The organism is Streptomyces sp. NPDC051310 (assembly GCF_044455245.1).
In the GTDB taxonomy this organism is placed as follows: Bacteria; Actinomycetota; Actinomycetes; order Streptomycetales; family Streptomycetaceae; genus Streptomyces.
Genome location: NZ_JBITEO010000003.1, coordinates 157,454 through 172,136, shown reverse-complemented (window position 1 = coordinate 172,136; position 14,683 = coordinate 157,454). Strand labels below are relative to the sequence as shown.

At 70.7% G+C, this 14,683-nt stretch carries 13 protein-coding genes, 1 tRNA gene and 1 pseudogene; 6 read left to right on the top strand and 9 right to left on the bottom strand.

Annotation, left to right across the window (positions count from 1 at the left end; genetic code table 11):
- Nucleotides 1–10: 10 nt before the first annotated feature.
- From ACIA79_RS05690 to ACIA79_RS05680, 3 genes are all read left to right on the top strand, one after another.
- Nucleotides 11–2,644, top strand: a complete 2,634-nt coding sequence (locus tag ACIA79_RS05690; RefSeq protein WP_399426873.1) for a hypothetical protein — start codon at nt 11–13, stop codon at nt 2,642–2,644.
- A gap of 475 nt (nt 2,645–3,119) precedes the next feature.
- Entirely contained in the window at nt 3,120–4,904 is a 1,785-nt protein-coding gene (locus tag ACIA79_RS05685; protein ID WP_399426872.1) for an MFS transporter, read from the top strand.
- 40 nt (nt 4,905–4,944) lie between these two features.
- A complete protein-coding gene (locus ACIA79_RS05680) occupies nt 4,945–5,604 on the top strand; it encodes an adhesin (RefSeq protein WP_399426871.1) in 660 nt (219 codons plus the stop codon).
- A gap of 148 nt (nt 5,605–5,752) precedes the next feature.
- Here ACIA79_RS05680 and ACIA79_RS05675 read toward each other — a convergent pair whose 3' ends face one another.
- Nucleotides 5,753–6,631: a GntR family transcriptional regulator gene (locus ACIA79_RS05675; RefSeq protein ID WP_399426870.1), complete on the bottom strand. Its 879-nt coding sequence runs from the start codon at nt 6,629–6,631 to the stop codon at nt 5,753–5,755.
- A gap of 811 nt (nt 6,632–7,442) precedes the next feature.
- Here ACIA79_RS05675 and ACIA79_RS05670 point away from each other — a divergent pair.
- Both ACIA79_RS05670 and ACIA79_RS05665 read left to right on the top strand, forming a co-directional pair.
- Nucleotides 7,443–7,859, top strand: a complete 417-nt coding sequence (locus tag ACIA79_RS05670; protein ID WP_399426869.1) for a hypothetical protein — start codon at nt 7,443–7,445, stop codon at nt 7,857–7,859.
- Nucleotides 7,856–8,290, top strand: coding sequence for a hypothetical protein (locus tag ACIA79_RS05665; protein WP_399426868.1), 435 nt, complete (start codon nt 7,856–7,858; stop codon nt 8,288–8,290). The genes ACIA79_RS05670 and ACIA79_RS05665 overlap by 4 nt, the downstream gene beginning before the upstream one ends.
- A 45-nt stretch (nt 8,291–8,335) precedes the next feature.
- Here ACIA79_RS05665 and ACIA79_RS05660 read toward each other — a convergent pair whose 3' ends face one another.
- The 5 genes from ACIA79_RS05660 to ACIA79_RS05640 all read right to left on the bottom strand — a co-directional run bounded on the left by ACIA79_RS05660 (nt 8,336) and on the right by ACIA79_RS05640 (nt 11,797).
- Nucleotides 8,336–9,127 carry a hypothetical protein gene (locus ACIA79_RS05660; protein WP_399426867.1) on the bottom strand — a complete coding sequence of 264 codons (792 nt, stop codon included), beginning with the start codon at nt 9,125–9,127 and terminating at the stop codon, nt 8,336–8,338.
- A gap of 200 nt (nt 9,128–9,327) precedes the next feature.
- Entirely contained in the window at nt 9,328–9,543 is a 216-nt protein-coding gene (locus tag ACIA79_RS05655; RefSeq protein ID WP_399426866.1) for a hypothetical protein, read from the bottom strand.
- Nucleotides 9,544–9,660: 117 nt separating this feature from the next.
- Nucleotides 9,661–9,960, bottom strand: coding sequence for a hypothetical protein (locus tag ACIA79_RS05650; protein WP_399426865.1), 300 nt, complete (start codon nt 9,958–9,960; stop codon nt 9,661–9,663).
- Nucleotides 9,961–10,128: 168 nt separating this feature from the next.
- Nucleotides 10,129–11,037, bottom strand: a complete 909-nt coding sequence (locus tag ACIA79_RS05645) for a restriction endonuclease fold toxin-2 domain-containing protein (protein WP_399426864.1) — start codon at nt 11,035–11,037, stop codon at nt 10,129–10,131.
- 133 nt (nt 11,038–11,170) lie between these two features.
- Nucleotides 11,171–11,797: a hypothetical protein gene (locus ACIA79_RS05640; protein ID WP_399426863.1), complete on the bottom strand. Its 627-nt coding sequence runs from the start codon at nt 11,795–11,797 to the stop codon at nt 11,171–11,173.
- 90 nt (nt 11,798–11,887) lie between these two features.
- On the opposite strand from ACIA79_RS05640, the pseudogene ACIA79_RS05635 reads away from it, so the two are divergent.
- Nucleotides 11,888–12,228, top strand: a pseudogene (locus ACIA79_RS05635) (tyrosine-type recombinase/integrase); the annotation flags it as partial.
- Nucleotides 12,229–12,283: 55 nt separating this feature from the next.
- Here the strand turns inward: ACIA79_RS05635 and ACIA79_RS05630 are convergent.
- From ACIA79_RS05630 to ACIA79_RS05620, 3 genes are all read right to left on the bottom strand, one after another.
- Nucleotides 12,284–12,359 (bottom strand) — tRNA-Arg (locus ACIA79_RS05630).
- A gap of 209 nt (nt 12,360–12,568) precedes the next feature.
- Nucleotides 12,569–13,999, bottom strand: coding sequence for a hypothetical protein (locus tag ACIA79_RS05625; protein ID WP_399426862.1), 1,431 nt, complete (start codon nt 13,997–13,999; stop codon nt 12,569–12,571).
- On the bottom strand, nt 13,992–14,396 hold the full coding sequence (locus ACIA79_RS05620) for a hypothetical protein (protein WP_399426861.1): 405 nt from the start codon (nt 14,394–14,396) through the stop codon (nt 13,992–13,994). The genes ACIA79_RS05625 and ACIA79_RS05620 overlap by 8 nt, the downstream gene beginning before the upstream one ends.
- Nucleotides 14,397–14,683 lie beyond the last annotated feature (287 nt).

Genomic DNA, 14,683 nt, shown 5'->3' with positions numbered 1-14,683 from the left:
AGGAGGCACGGTGGCGGGCGAGTCCCCCGACAAGTCGGAGCAGCAGAAGTCGTCGGGGAGGACGTCTTCGAGCGAACGCGACCCGCGGGTGCGCGTGCGCGGCGACGGAGCGGCCGTCGACCAGCCGACCGCGGTCTTCAGGACGCTTCCCCGGACCACCGCGGTTCCCCAGCCGTCCGACGCCCCGGACGCCGAGGAGGCGGCGGAAGCCGCTGACGCCGCTCCTGACGCTTCCGGGGCTGCTGAGGCTCCTGAGACTCCGCGGCCCCCTGAGGCCGCCGCGGCACCGGGACCCGACGCACCCGCGAAGGCGGGGAAGACCGCTCCCCGGGCCGGCGCGCCGACCTCCGGCGACGAGTCCCTGACCCGCGACGAGCCCGTTGCCGCGGAGGCCCGCGCGGGGGGTGCCGCACCGCGGGACGGCCTGGACGACGGGGACGGCGGAGACAACGCGGACGACAGGGACGACAAGGCCGCCGCGTCCGGCGAGGAGCCGGCGAAGGCGGCCGCTTCGGGCAAGGACGCCGCGGACGACGGCTCCGAGGACGGTGACGAGCGGCTGCGCGCCGCCGTGGCGGCCTGGGTCGCGGACGACGCGCCCGACGCCGCCGCCTCCGAGGGCAACGGGGACGCGGGGGCGGAAGGTTCCGCCACGGCGGACCCGCGCGCGCAGGCGGACACGCCCGCGCCGGCGCGTACGCCCCGGGCGCCGCGCTCGGGCCGCGGCGGCACGCCGCCTTCCGCGGCCGAGCCGGCTGCGGGGGGCGCGGAGGACGCACAGGCTGCGAAGGACGCGCAGGCGTCGAAGGACTCGGGGGACCCGCGGGCTCCCAAGGAGGCGCAGGGTTCCAGGAGCGAACCGGCCCCCAAGGGGGCGCAGGACGCGCAGGCGTCGAGGGGCGCACAGACTCCGAAGGACTCCGAGGACGCGCAGGCCCCGAAGGCCGGCGCGCCCGTCGACCAGCCCACCGCCGTCTTCACGGCGGTCCCGCGCAAGAAGGCCGTGGACCAGCCGACGACCATGCTGAAGGCCGTCACGCCGCCGAAGGCGAAGCCCGAGGCAGCACCCGAGACGACATCCAGGACGGCGCCCGAGGCGGAGCCGAGGTCCGCCACCGAGGCGGAGGCCAAGTCCGCCCCTGAGGCTCCCGCGGAGCGGACCAGCAGGTTCGTACCGCTGCGGCACGACGACGTACGCCCTGCCGGGCAGCCGAAGCCGGCGCCGAAGCCCGCATCGGATTCCGCGCCCAAGCCCGCGCCCGCACCGGCGGCGGCCGCACCCGCGGAGGGTGCCGCACCCGCGGGGAGCGCCGCGCCCGCGTCCCTCACCGAGGCCGAGCGGACCAAGCAGCAGCCCATGCCGCCGCTGCCGCCGCTCGACCTGCTCGCCGAGCTGACGAACACGCCGCCGCCCCCGGAGACCCCGGTCCGCACGCTGGTCCGGCGCGTGAAGATCTGGACGCCGCTCGTCGTCCTCCTGCTGATCGTCTTTGCGGTCGTACAGGCTGTCCGCCCGCTGCCGGCGCCCACCCTGACGCTGACGGCCGAGTCCTCGTACACCTTCGAGGGCGGCAAGCCGTCCCTCCCGTGGCCCGACCAGGGCCAGGGCTGGATGACGGCCACGGGCCTCGGCACGGTCGACTCCTTCGGCGAGCAGAAGCCGGTGCCGATCGCGTCCGTCACCAAGTCGATGACGGCGTACATCATCCTGCGGGACCACCCCCTGAAGAAGGGGGAGAACGGCCCGATGATCGAGATCGACGCCAAGGCCGAGAAGGAGGGCGGCTTCGACGCCCAGGGCGAGTCCACGCTGGACACCGTCAAGGCCGGCGACAAGATCTCGGAGCGCGACGCGATCGCGGCCATCATGATCCCGTCCGCGAACAACATCGCACGGCTGCTCGCCCGCTGGGACGCGGGCTCCGAGGCGGCGTTCGTCAAGAAGATGAACGCCACCGCCAAGGAGCTCGGGATGACCAACACCACCTACACCGACCCCTCCGGTCTCGACGCGACGACCGTGAGCACCGCCGAGGACCAGGTGAAGCTGGGCGAGAAGCTGGTGGAGATCCCGGCACTGGTGGACATCACCAAGCTCCCCCAGTGGGAGGACCCCTCGGGCAAGAAGTGGCGCAACTGGAACGAGCTCGTGCCCTTCGACGGCGCGATCGGCATCAAGACCGGCAGCACCACCAAGGCCGGCGGCAACCTGCTGTTCGCCGCGCACAAGAAGGTCGGCGACACGGACCAGCTGATCGTCGGCGCGGTCTTCGGCCAGCACCGGACGCCGATCCTCGGCACGGCGATCGCCGCCAGCAAGCAGGCGATGCTCGCGACGCAGGAGCTGCTGGAGAGCCGCACGGTCGTGAAGAAGGGCGAGGTCGTCGGCCATGTCGACAACGGGATGGGCGGCAGGACGCCGGTCATCGCGACCAAGGACGTCAAGGTCGTCGGCTGGCCGAGCCTGAAGGTCGAGCTGGAGCTGAGCGACGACGGCGCGGCCCCGCCGCACACGGCCCCGGCCGGCACCAAGGTCGGCACCCTCACGGTGGGCGAGGGGGCCAGCCAGGTACGGGTGCCGGTGGCGCTGGAGAGCGCCGTGGACGAGCCGGGCATCGGAGACAAGCTGACCCGCCTGAGCTGACGCACGCCGGGGGGCGTCCCGGGCCGCCGGGGCGCCCCGCGTGTTAGCGTCCGGTCAACTGCCGGGCGTCGGGGCGGCGTCTTCGCAGAGGGGACGACGCAGAGGACTGAGAGCCGCAGTGACCACGACCGAGCCGACACGCGCGGACAGCGACCCGCCTTCCGGCGCGGAGCCGGGAGTCGTACCCGGTCCCGTGCTCGGGCCGGAACCCGGAACCGTGCCTGTGCCCGGAGCCGTGCCCGTACCCGGAGCCGTGCCCGTACCCGGTGCGGTGCTCGGGCCGGAAGCCGGAACCGTACCTGTGCCCATGCCCGGCACCGAACCCGTGCCCGTTCCCATGCCCGGCACCGAACCCGTGCCCGTGCCCGTATCCGTGCCTGCGCCAGCCCGCGGGCACCTGGTGGACGGCGCCGGAGGCGCAGCCGGTGCGGGGACCGCTCGCGCCGGCTCCGCCGCACGGCCGCCACAGCAGCCCATGGCCGCCACCCCAGCCACGCCCACCCCAGCCACGCCCACCACCCCCACCCCAGCCGCAGCCGCCGCGGCGCGCGCCGCCCGTCGCCGGAGGCTGCTCCGTCACCCCGTCAGCGTCGCGACCGCGCTCGCCGCCCTCACCCACGTCGTCTGGTTCCTGGCCTTCGCCAACAGCGGCGGAGACCTCGCCGCGCAGGACGCGTGGGCGGAGTTCGTCGGACGGCACCCCGACTCCGCGTACAACCTGGCCTGGTACGGCGGGATGCACCCGGTGTCCTACAGCGTCGTCTCGCCGTACCTGATGTCGCTGCTCGGCGTGCGGACGACGATGATGATCGCCGGGACCGCGTCCGCGGCGCTGACCGCGCTGATCCTGGTCCGGGTCCGGGCCGTGCGCAATCCGATGGCGTGTGCGCTCGCCGCGGTGTTCGCGCTGCTGTGCAACGCGCTGTCCGGCCGGGTCACCTTCGGCCTGGGCATGATGTTCGCGCTCGGCGCGGTGGCGGCCGTCTTCTGCTGGCCGCACCGCTGGCGCCGCAGGCGCTGGGCGAAGGCGGCGGTCGCCGCGCCCCTCGCGGGGCTGGCGACGGCGGCGAGCCCGGTGGCGGGACTCTTCCTGGGCGTCGCGGCGGCGGCGCTGTTCCTCAACAAGCGGCGCCCCGGGGCGTACGCGCTGGGTCTCGCGCCGGTCGCCGTCGTGGCGCTGTCGTCGTGGCTGTTCCCCTTCTCGGGGACGCAGCCGATGTCGTTCGCCTCGACGCTGCTGCCGTTCTCGTTCGGGGTGCTCGTCTTCGTCTTCGTACCGGCCGACTGGCGCACCGTCCGGACGGGCGCGGCGGTGTACGCGCTCGGCACCCTGCTGACGTGGATCATCGACTCGCAGATCGGGTCGAACGTGGCACGCCTGCCGATGCTGTTCGCGGGCGTGGTCCTCCTCGCCGCCCTGCCGTACGCGGCTCCGCGCACGCGGCCCTGGTACGCGATCGTCGTGGCGTTCGTGGGCCTCAACTGCTGGATCGGCTACAAGAGCGCCGACGACGTGATCCGTACGGCTCCGGACGCGTCGTGGGCGCGCGAGGCGGCACCGCTGATCAACCAGTTGCAGCGGCGCGGCGCGGAGAAGGCGCGCGTCGAGGTCGTGCCGGCCCGCAGCCACCGGGAGGCGTCCGCGCTCACCCCGTACATCAACCTCGCGCGGGGCTGGAACCGGCAGGCGGACATGGAGCGCAACCCGGTCTTCTACGACGACACGCTCAACTCGGCGACGTACCGGGACTGGCTGCACCGCTGGGCCGTGCACTACGTGGTACTGCCCACGGGCGAGCCGGACGTCGGGGCCGAGCAGGAGGCGGAGCTGGTGCGGGACGGGCTGCCGTACCTGAAGCCGGTGTGGACCGACGAGAACTGGCAGCTCTTCGCGGTCGAGGACCCGACGCCGCTGGCCGCTCCGCCGGCGACGGTGGAGCGGGCGGGTGCGGGCGAGGTGACGATCCGGCTGAAGTCGGCGGGCCGGGTGCTGATCCGCGTGCCGTACTCGCCCTGGCTCGCGCTGCTCGACGCGGAGGGCAAGAAGGTCGAACCGCCGCAGGAGACGGAGGAGTCGAAGCGGCGGGAGGACGGCCCGAAGAGCTACGTCAACGTGTACGGCTGCCTGCTGAAGGCGGAGGAGGACGCGGAGGGCGACGAGTGGACGGAACTGCTCGCGCCCGAGCCGGGCGTGTACCGGCTGGCCGCACCGTACAAGATGTTCCCGCGCGGCACTCCGTGCCCGGAGGAGCTGCGCTGACCCTCCCGTTACCGCGAGTGACGGTGCATAGTGATCGCCCATGCCGAGCCAACGCACCACACTGGCGGCGGTCGTGATGGCCGTCTCCTGCCTCGCGGCGTGCGAGCCGTCCGCCGAGGACCGCGACGACCTGCTCCCGCCGCCCGAGCGCAGCCTGCCGTCCCGCATCGCCCCGACGGGCGCCCCCGATTACACGGCCTGGGCGGGCCCGGGCTGCACGAGCGAGACGACGTACCGGGAGAAGGGCCGCTTCGAGAACGGCGACGCGGCCTGGTACACGGTCCCCTCAGGCGGCCACCGCGACGACACGTGCGACGGCCGCTTCACGGCCCTGCCCATGTCGGGCAGCGCGACCCGCGACGGCACGGGCTCGGTCACCTGGACCTGGCCGGTCGGCACGTCCTTCGCGCGCTGCGCCCTGGCGGTGTTCGTGCCGAAGGGGCCACGCGACATCGATGTCGCGGGCAATCCCGCGCTCTACCGCGTCCTGGAGGCCCCGGACGACCCGTCGTCCGCGTACGCGGTCTTCGGCGTCCGCCAGCCGGTCCACCGCGGCACGCTGGTGGAGGTCGGCACCTACGCGGTGAAGTCCCCCACCTTCACGGTGCAGCTCTCGGACCGCGGCCGCGACTGGGGCGACACCTCGGTGGTGGGCGCCCACCTGGGGGCGGCCCAGATGAAACTCACCTGCCGCCGGTAGGCCGGTGGGCCGGGGCCTTCGGTCGGCGTTTCGGGAGGCGGGGCGCCGCGCCCGGTGGGCGTCGGTGGTCGAGGGGCTCGGCGCCGTGGGCAGCGGCGACCTCGTCGATGCGCCTTGGGCGCCTAGGCCGATGCTGCTGTACGCCGGCTCAGTCGTCGAGGTCGATCACGAAGTCGACGACCGTGGTGTCTCCGCGCCGCACGATGGGATGTGCGACTTCCACGACGCGGCCCGTATCCGCGATGTGCCTGCGGGTGTACCGCAGTACCGGCACGCCTTGGCCGACGCGGAGCGCCGTCGCTTCCGCATCGGTGGGCATGGCTGCCGTGAACGACTCGGTGATGCGTGTGACGCGAATGCCGAGCGAGCTGAGCTGCGCCCGCGTTCCGCCGGGCCACGGCTCGTTGATCGGGTCCGCCACGGGAGTGCCGGCGACGTCCGTCCACCGCAGGCAGGACGTGCTCATCTGGGTGGGGGCGTCGTTGTCGTAGAACACGAAGTGCCGGGCCAACAGGCGCTCGCCCACCTCGCATGCGAAGAGCGCGGCCAACTCGGCGTCGGCGCGCACCTTCTCGAAACGCTTGTCCAGCCGGTGCTCGGACCAGCCGATTCCCTGATCCCGGGTGTACGGGGTGGCCTTGGCGCCCGGAGCGCTGCGGTACCGGTCGGCCGCCATGCGGTGGATCGGGGGCCGGGGCCGGACGCGGGTGCCCGCGCGGGCGCGCGTTTCGACGAGGCCCTCGTTCCTCAGCAACCCGATCGCGTTCCGGACGGTGGTCTCGGACACCCGGTAGTGCTCACACAGTGCCGGGAGGGTGGGGAGTTGGTCACCGGGCCCGAACTCGCCGCTGGAGATGCGCCGACGCAGGTCGGCGGCGATCCGGAGGTACTCGGACTGGGCCACTGCCACACCGCCGTTCGGGAAGATCGCGTCAATCTGAGTACAGAAGTAGCTGTTGGTACTCGGATAACCATGAGAGCCGGGGATCAAGCATGTCCGAAGCGGGGCAATCCTGGCGACGAGCATTCAAGGCGCTGCCCCAGGAGGCAGCTCACGTCCGCTCGTGGACGGCACTCCGTACTCCCCACGCGGACGCCCCGCTCGTCGCTCACGAGCTCTTCGTGGCGATCCTCGGCACCCGACCCGCCGTGATCGAGATGGCCATTTCCACCGCGGACACCCGCGTCCGCATCTCCGCCGCCGGGCCGGCACGGCTGAGCGTGCGGCACAGCCACGGACCGGGCTGGCCATCGTGGCCGGCCTCTGCCGGCACCGGGGCGTCACCCCCGACGAGCGGGGGCTGTGGGCGCAACTCCAGCAACAGGACGGGACATGACCGAACGGACGGACCGCATGCCCGCCATCACACCCGCGTTGCGACACGACGACGTGGTACCGACCCACCCCGGAGCCCGCTGGCTGGCACCCGCCATGAGCCCGCCGTCCATCGTCCTCACCGAGTGGGCGGACAACCCCGACGGTTCCCTGACGGACCCCGCCTCCTTGCACACGTCTACACGCGCTCGTCCTGCGCGGCGACCACCCCTGAGGGAGCAGCCGATGACCTCCACGTCCCGCCCGCGGATCTGCGCGCGCTGCGACCAACCGATTGCGGCCGGGAGGGCCGTCAAGCTGGAGACTCCGTTCTCGGCGTCCGGCGCGGGTCCCGACGACTACGCGCACCCCTACGGCGACCCCGACTGCGCGACCGGATCCCCATGGCGGAGGCCTTGGAAGCGAGAGCGGCGCCTCTGAACTCCGCCCGACGCCCGAGGCGAGGACGGCCCGCACACCTCCCTGGCGAACAACGCCCACCACGGCACACATGGAGGCACCGATGGACGACCGCATGACCGACGACGACAAGCGCGGCGGGGCGCCGTCCGACACACATAGGCTGCGAGGTGATCACCACCATCACAGTCGGCGCACCGGACGGGGAGCCATGCCGCGGTACCTGCGCGTAAAGATCGTCACGCCGGAGAGGGAAGCCGCCGAGCGCAGAGCCGGCATGCTCATGTTCCTCACACTGGCCGCCCTGGCCGTGCAAGCGATCGGAACGATCCACCTCTCGCTGTCGCTGAGGAGCGAGCACTACCCCCAGGCGGCCGTGGGAGCGGCGTGCGCCGTGCTCGGCGCGTGGGCGGGGCTGTACGTGGACGCCAGAAGCCGCCGCCGCCCCTTCAGGACGGGCAGGTTCCTCCTCAGCGCCTCCCTGTCGATCGCCTTCGGCGTGACGATCGGCCTCCGGTGAGCGCGGAGGCCGCTTACGGCAAGCAGCCGGAAACCATCGCGGCGGTTCTGCGGGCCGCCGGCAACGCCGCGATGGTCCTCTCGCACGCCGAGGACCGCGCATGCGCCGCCCTCGCCCTCAATCGCTTCGGCGCCATCGGATCGACCCGCCTGGACTGGCACGGCGCCGAAGTGCTCCGGCGCTCCCCGGCCTTCGACGGCGCGGGGCTGCGGAGCCTGCTGCACGCCTTCGCCGGCCCGGACGAACTCGCCGTCGTGTCGTGGGGCAACCTCGCGGTGCCGTCCATCGCGCTGGAGGCGCGGGTGGCGGCGACGTACGCCGACGAGATCCTGGACTGCGGTCCCGAGTGCTGGATCCACCTCATGGACGGCGACGTGCTGATCGAGTTCCAGGACGGCGAGGGCTTCACGGCCGGCCGACCGCCGCGGTGACGCCCGCGCCGCGCATGCCCGGCCGGGCGCCCGTAGCGGTACGGATCAGCCGAGCTTGGCCGCCTGCGCCTTGATGACGGCGGTCGGCTGCGGGAACGCCTCGCCCCGGGAGACCGCCGCGATGTTGAACGACGAGAAGCCCGCGAGCGTGGAGCCCTGCCGGAGGACGACGACCTTGGTGTCGCCGGTCGCGTCGCCCTGCTTCGTCCCCACGGTCCAGGCGACGGCCTCCTCACCGACGGAAAGCTTCTCCTCGCTGACCTTGGTGACCTGCTGCTTCTCCCCGTCGACCGTCATGGTGAAGCCGCCGGCGCACTTCTTGCCGGCCTCCCGCAGCGCGGCCATGGCCTGTGCGGCGCCGTCGGAGTCGTAGGACCAGAGGGCGGTCCGCGTCTTGGTGATGTCGAGCGAGTCGATCGTCGCCTCCTCGGCCTCCTTCTCCGTCATCTCCGCGAGCTCCTCCACCGTGGGCATGCCTTTCTTGGCCGCCGCGGACTCGTGGACGACGAGCCGCTGCACGCTCGCCGCCGGCTTGCCCGTGGCCAGGGCCGACAGTGCCTGGGCGACGGGTTCGCACTCGGCCTTCCCGACGGAGAGCCCGGCAGGATCGGAGACATCCTGCTTGCCCGGCTTCTTGACCGTGTGCCCGTCGACATCGCCCTGGGCGATCACGCGCTTCTCCAACTCGGCGGCGGTGTACGCCTTCGCCGCCGGCTGCCCGGACGTGGCGCCACCCTTCGCCGCCCCGCCGTCACCGCCACCGCAGGCGGTGGCCAAGAGGACGAAGGAGACCGCGGTGGCGGCCATGACGGTACGGCGGACGGCAACGACTCTCACTGTGCAACTCCCGGTCTTCGGCACCCCGCGCCGAGGAGCGGCGCAGAGATCACCTGACGAAGACGAGCGCCGGGCCGCCGGGGTTGTGCCGAAACCCGTCCGATTTCCGGACACACCACGGGCCGGGCGAACCGCCGGCACGAGACGCGCGGCCCGAGTCCCCTGGTGCGTTGCGGAGTGGGTCTGCTCGGCCGGTCGCTTCACTCACTCCCGTCGACGTGCGACCGCTCCTCGTCATGCCACCTGTCGATGGCAGCGATGCGGTTCAACGCTGCTTGCGCCTCGCCGTCCGTCACGCTGCCGTACTCCTCTTCAAGAAGCTCGGCCAGCTCACGCAGCCGCTCTATCGCCTCCCGGTGTTCGGCACTGACCTCGGCGCTGCCAAACGCCCCATGCACTTCACTGCGCTCCTGCATCCAGCCCCTCCGGCACGGTGTCGGTGTTGTTATGGGACGCCATACCCGCGGTAGGTCTTCCTGCGTGGGCGCGCACGATTCGTCGGAGACCTCGCTGTACCCGCATTCGAGCCGCTTTCAAGATGCATCGACGGACTGCAGATGCCTGCGCAGTTCCGCCTCGATCTCCTCTTGGCCTCCAACGGTCGGCAGGGGCCACGGAAGCTGCTCTCCATTCGCCATGGCAAGACTGCTCGCGAACCGGGCCAGGTGTGGGGACGGCACGAACGAGTCACGCAGCCATTGGGCGAAGACCGCAGCTTCACCGGCCGTCACGTCGGTGAGGGTGATGTAGGAGTAGTCGCCTTCCGACAGCGCTGCCGTGCCATCGATCCATACGTCATGCGCCAGCTCCACTTCGAAGTCGAGCACGGTCATACGGTGGATCCCCGACTTCCGGTAGTTCACGGTGTGCTCGGGGAAAGCCTGCCGCAGGGCACGCTCCAAGCCTTCGAGGCTCGCTCCCCAGCACTCGCCCCCCTGGGGCGGGTAGAAGCCGAAGTTCGTCCGGATGTTCCGTTCAGCTGACACAGTCTTCCTTCGCTCTCACGGCACGTATCGCGTCGAACCCTGCGTACCCGTCATCGCCATCATGGACTGCCAGTAGGCGGCGTTGTCCTTGCCGTTCGTGACGATCTCCAGGCCTCGGACCTCGCGGTTCGCCGGGTTGGCCATGGCCTGCTTGTACCGGATGAGCTCCTTCTCGTCGCCCGCGTACATGGAATCGACCACCGGGTCCCGGGCGATCTTGCCCTTGTCATTCACCTTGACCGGCTTGGCCAGCGTTTCCTCAACGCGGTCGAGGGACCGGAAACTCTTCTTCCGGCAATCCGGATCCCTGACGTGTTTGGCCTCGATGAGGTATCCGTCGACCGGTCGTACGCCGTCCACCATGAGGCCACGCCGGCTTCCGGCCAGTGGTACCTCCCGCTCCGGGTATCCGGCTATACGTAGCTGATACGCGTTGTCCGGATCGTTGGGACCTCCGCCGCGCGCCAGGCCTCCCGGCCGGAGAGTGTTCGCCCAGGAACGGAACTGCTGTTGCTCGACGGCCGTGAGCAGCCGGGTCGTTCCGGGCGCAGGAGGAATGGGGTCGCCGAAGGCGATACCCGGATCCACGGGATTGACCGTGGGCAACAGGGTCGGCACTCGTCCGGTGCGGGAGGCGATCCTGACAGGTACGGGAATCGGCACGCGGATCGGAGGAGGCAGGATCGGCGCCCAAGGAGTGCCGGGCGCCGATGGGTTTTCCGGGCTGGGGAGCGATATTCGAGCGGCTGAAGAATCGAGGGCATGGGCTACGTCGCCCAGATCACGTATCCACAGGTCGGCGAGGACCGCGTCGTGCAATCCGCCGTCGTAGCCGTTCGCGCCGAACATGGGCTGATCCCACGGCATGTCGACCTCGAACGGATCCGTCTGGTGATGGAGGATCTTCTCCTTCGCCGCTGCCACGTGGTCCGCGTACGGCAGTGGCTCGCCTGTCACTGTCGGTCGCCGTTGGTCGGCCTCGGGCACCCTCACACGGCCCAGGACTGAGCCGAGCCGGGAGCGGAAATCAAGAGCTTCTCCGCCGCGCTGACATCCGTCACTCAAGCGGCATAGAAGCGACCGGGAGCTGTTCCTTGTGGAGCCACGTGAAGGTGCGGTCCGGTTCGAGGTGGGCCTCTCCCCAGTGAATGACGTGGATGCCGTTCTCCGCGTCGGCCGTGAAGAACACGCAGACGAGCCTCGTAGAGGCCCCCAGCTCCTCGAACGCCTCGTGCAGTCCCAGGTACTCCTCCGTCGCCAGGCCGGCGTCCACCTCGAACAGCCCGTCCGGAGGCTGCGGCCCGTGGGCCCGGAACAGTCGCTGACGGGTGGGCGACGCGTTGGCAGGCAACCGCGCGCGATCCAGGGGCCGCAGCTTGTCCGCGTACCGGAAGGGGAACAGTGCGTGCTCGTTGATCACGGCGTACTCATATCCACGGACGTCCCGCACGGACTCCCCCAGCTCCCGCGCCGCGTCCGCCAGGCCCTCCCGCACAGCCCCGGCAAGGGCGACACCGTAGGGACTCCGCTTCTTCAGTCCCGCCGCTATGTGCGCCGCGTGAGCCTTGGCGTGCGCGCTGGTCAGCTGCCGCGGGACCGCAGCGGCGAGCGCGCCGGCATGCCGCCCGAACCGCTCGCTCGCCCAATTTGACGGCACGACCGGATCACCACTCAACTCCCACATGAAGCGCCCCTCCGCCTCCGGAGACCGTCCGCATCTCAACTGTGTGGCAGCTGCACAAAGGGAGCACAAGAGGGCGATTCAGCCACCATGGCCGAGGCGGGGGAGAACTGGCGGAGTCGGACTACGTCTTCACCACCCGGACCGGGCGCCCGGTCGAGTGCGGAACGTATACCGGTCCTGCACCCGCGTCGCCCAGTCCGCCGACCTCCGCGTGATCCGGCTGCACGACGCCCGGCACGGCACGGCGACGCTCCTGACAGCGGCCGGGGGTCGCACCCCGCGTCGTGATGGAGATCCTGGGGCACTCACAGATCAGCATCACCATGGACGTGTACAAGCACGTCGTACAGGACACGCAGCGGGAGGCCATGAGCCACATGGACCGGCTGCTCAGGAAGAGGCGGCCGATCAAGGGCGGCCGCTCTCGTTGATGTCAGAAGTGGATGTCAAAGGCCCCGGACCAAGATCGGTCCGGGGCCTTTGCGCTGGTGCCCCCGGCAGGATTCGAACCTGCGACACCCGCTTTAGGAGAGCGGTGCTCTATCCCCTGAGCTACGGAGGCGGGGCTTGATCGAAACCTTGCACGGAACTCGGTGAAGTGTCCGTGGCCAGGTCTGTCTGTCAAGCCCTGAGCATCCTGGAGGCGACCGCTGTGGCGTGGACAGGCTGGGCCTGTTGACATGCCGCAGCGCCCGCCGAGGCGCTCGATCCACAGGGTACCGGATCGGGGCTCGGGCGGGCGCTGGTGTTAGTGGGTCGGCGGTGGGGTGCTCAGGCGGTGGGGCTCAGCAAGGGTGACCCCTCTTCGTGGAGGGCCCGGCTCGTTGAGTTCTGGGCGAGGACGAAACCGAGGGTAAGGAGCTTCTGGGCCTCGACGCCGTAGGAGATCAGGCGTCCGTTCCACAGTGACGCGTCGAGCTGGGAGTGGCCCGACTCGGCGTCGCTGCGGTAGGGGTAGACGAGCTGGTGGGTGCGGGTGTACTTGGGGATCTGCTGGAGGTGCTCGGCGCGGTGGAATCCGCGTTCCTCGTCGCTTTCGCCGGCCGGGCGTTCACCGGCACGGCTGGTGGTGGCGACGGCGACGCGGTGGATATGGGCCCCGTGGCGGCAAGGAATTTCCAGGACGTGGTACCAGCGGTAGGTGCGAGTGCCACGTCTTTCCAGTCTTCTGATCGGCACTGGGACCAGTTCCGTCGTACCGTCGGCGAACGGGACCTTTTCCGCGATGCGTCCGTTAGCGGCCCACAATTCATGGATGCAGCGTCCTGGCCGGAGCGTCTCGTAGAATTGCGGTTCGTTTCCTTTGTGCTGTTTGTTGATTACGAGGCCGCCGCGCCGGGCGATGGCGTCTCGGTGGGTGCCGCGGAAGGCGCCGTCGTAGAGGACGCCCATGCATCCGGGGGCTCTGTCCATAATGTCGAGGACGCCGTCGACGGCGATGGCGGCTTCCCCACCCGGGTGCTGATGGGGCACGTAGCGGGAGTCAAGGAAGACCCGGGAGAGATAGTTATCGTCTTTCCGTGCGGAGAAGAAGACGTATTTGGGGCCGTATGCTTCGTTTCCACCCCCCTCTCGCTGTGGGGCGGATGCGGGGTCGATGCGGTGGTAACGGATTTCTCCGGTTTTCATGTCGATGCTGCAGTGGGCCCGGGCGAGGGTCGGGGATTTGAGGACGGTTCCGTCGGCGGCTATGAGCTGGTGGCGCCCTGGGCTGCTCCAAGAGCGGGTTTCGTCTCCTGGGAAGATTCCCTGCTCGAGCGCCTGGTCCAGTGCGAGCATGCGGTACAGGTCCCACAGGTCGTCCGCGTGGTCCCGCAGGCGGCGCTGGGCGTGGAGCCACTGGGAGCGGGTTGGTCCGGTCTCCGGGAGGAGCAGGGCGGTTTCGGCACCGAGTTCGCTTCGTACTCCTGATCGGAAGATCTTCCATATCTCGGGGTCTTCGAGGTGTGCGGCGGTGCGGCGCGCGGAGGCGAGGACGCTGCGGGCGGCGAGGAAGAAGAGGAACGCAACATCGGGGTAGCCGCGGCGCCGGCCGACCCTGTTGGGCGGCGGGAGGGCTTCGGCAAGGTCATAGAGGTCGGGGTTGTGGGCGCAGTCGGTGAGGCGCTCGTGGAGGGTGCGGCGGTCCCGTTCGGTGAAAGTGCGCTTGCGTGGTGTGCGCTGGGCCGGCGGGAGGGCGTCCTGGAAGATGTCGTCAGGCATGTTCGGCTCCCGCTTCCGGCGCAGGGGTCGTCCAGTCAAGGCCGATCAGATCGGCGGCGCGGTCGAGGGAGCGGAGCCCGAGCCGGCGGGCAACGTCCTCGATGTTCCGGGTCTCGTCGTAGAGGCGCACCGCCGCGTACGCGGGCAGGGAGGCTGGCTTGACGTGCGGGTCGGCATTCAGGCCGATTCGGCGGATGAGGTCGGCCAGGGCGACGCAGGCCCTTGCCTGCAACTGTTCGTCCGGTGCCGGAGCCGAGGAGACGGCGAGCCGGCCGTCCGGTGCTCCTTCGCTGCGCAACTGCTGCCGGGTAACGAAGGCGGATCTGGCCTTCAGGACGCGCAGGGCCCAGGGATCGAGAGGGCACCAGCGGGGATCGGTTCGCGTGGAGCCGTGCATCCAGACGGCGGCAGCCTGGCTGCCGGTTCGCCCGCCGCGCTTTCGTCCTTGGCTCCCTCCATCTGCTCCACAGGGAGCGACTCCAGGGCTCAGATCGGATCCGTCGCCATGAGATCGACTCACTCCACCCGGGCGCCGGCCTGAGGGCCCGGGACCGGACGGACGGCGTCCAGCACCGCGCGGCTCAGCCGTTAGGCCAGCGAACCTTCGTTAAACTGCGAATTTCTCTCACAGATGACGTCCCGACCATACTCACTGAGGAAGCAACCGGTCGACCGGTGCCTGCC

What these genes read in the sequence shown, in the direction of transcription:
- ACIA79_RS05685 (WP_399426872.1), top strand. Translation starts at nt 3,120, where the DNA reads ATGGCCGCCACCCCAGCCACGCCCACCCCAGCCACGCCCACCACCCCC.
- ACIA79_RS05680 (WP_399426871.1), top strand. Translation starts at nt 4,945, where the DNA reads ATGCCGAGCCAACGCACCACACTGGCGGCGGTCGTGATGGCCGTCTCC.
- ACIA79_RS05675 (WP_399426870.1), bottom strand. Translation starts at nt 6,631, where the DNA reads ATGCTCGTCGCCAGGATTGCCCCGCTTCGGACATGCTTGATCCCCGGC.
- ACIA79_RS05670 (WP_399426869.1), top strand. Translation starts at nt 7,443, where the DNA reads ATGGACGACCGCATGACCGACGACGACAAGCGCGGCGGGGCGCCGTCC.
- ACIA79_RS05655 (WP_399426866.1), bottom strand. Translation starts at nt 9,543, where the DNA reads ATGCAGGAGCGCAGTGAAGTGCATGGGGCGTTTGGCAGCGCCGAGGTC.
- ACIA79_RS05650 (WP_399426865.1), bottom strand. Translation starts at nt 9,960, where the DNA reads ATGACCGTGCTCGACTTCGAAGTGGAGCTGGCGCATGACGTATGGATC.
- ACIA79_RS05640 (WP_399426863.1), bottom strand. Translation starts at nt 11,797, where the DNA reads ATGTGGGAGTTGAGTGGTGATCCGGTCGTGCCGTCAAATTGGGCGAGC.
- ACIA79_RS05625 (WP_399426862.1), bottom strand. Translation starts at nt 13,999, where the DNA reads ATGCCTGACGACATCTTCCAGGACGCCCTCCCGCCGGCCCAGCGCACA.
- ACIA79_RS05620 (WP_399426861.1), bottom strand. Translation starts at nt 14,396, where the DNA reads ATGCACGGCTCCACGCGAACCGATCCCCGCTGGTGCCCTCTCGATCCC.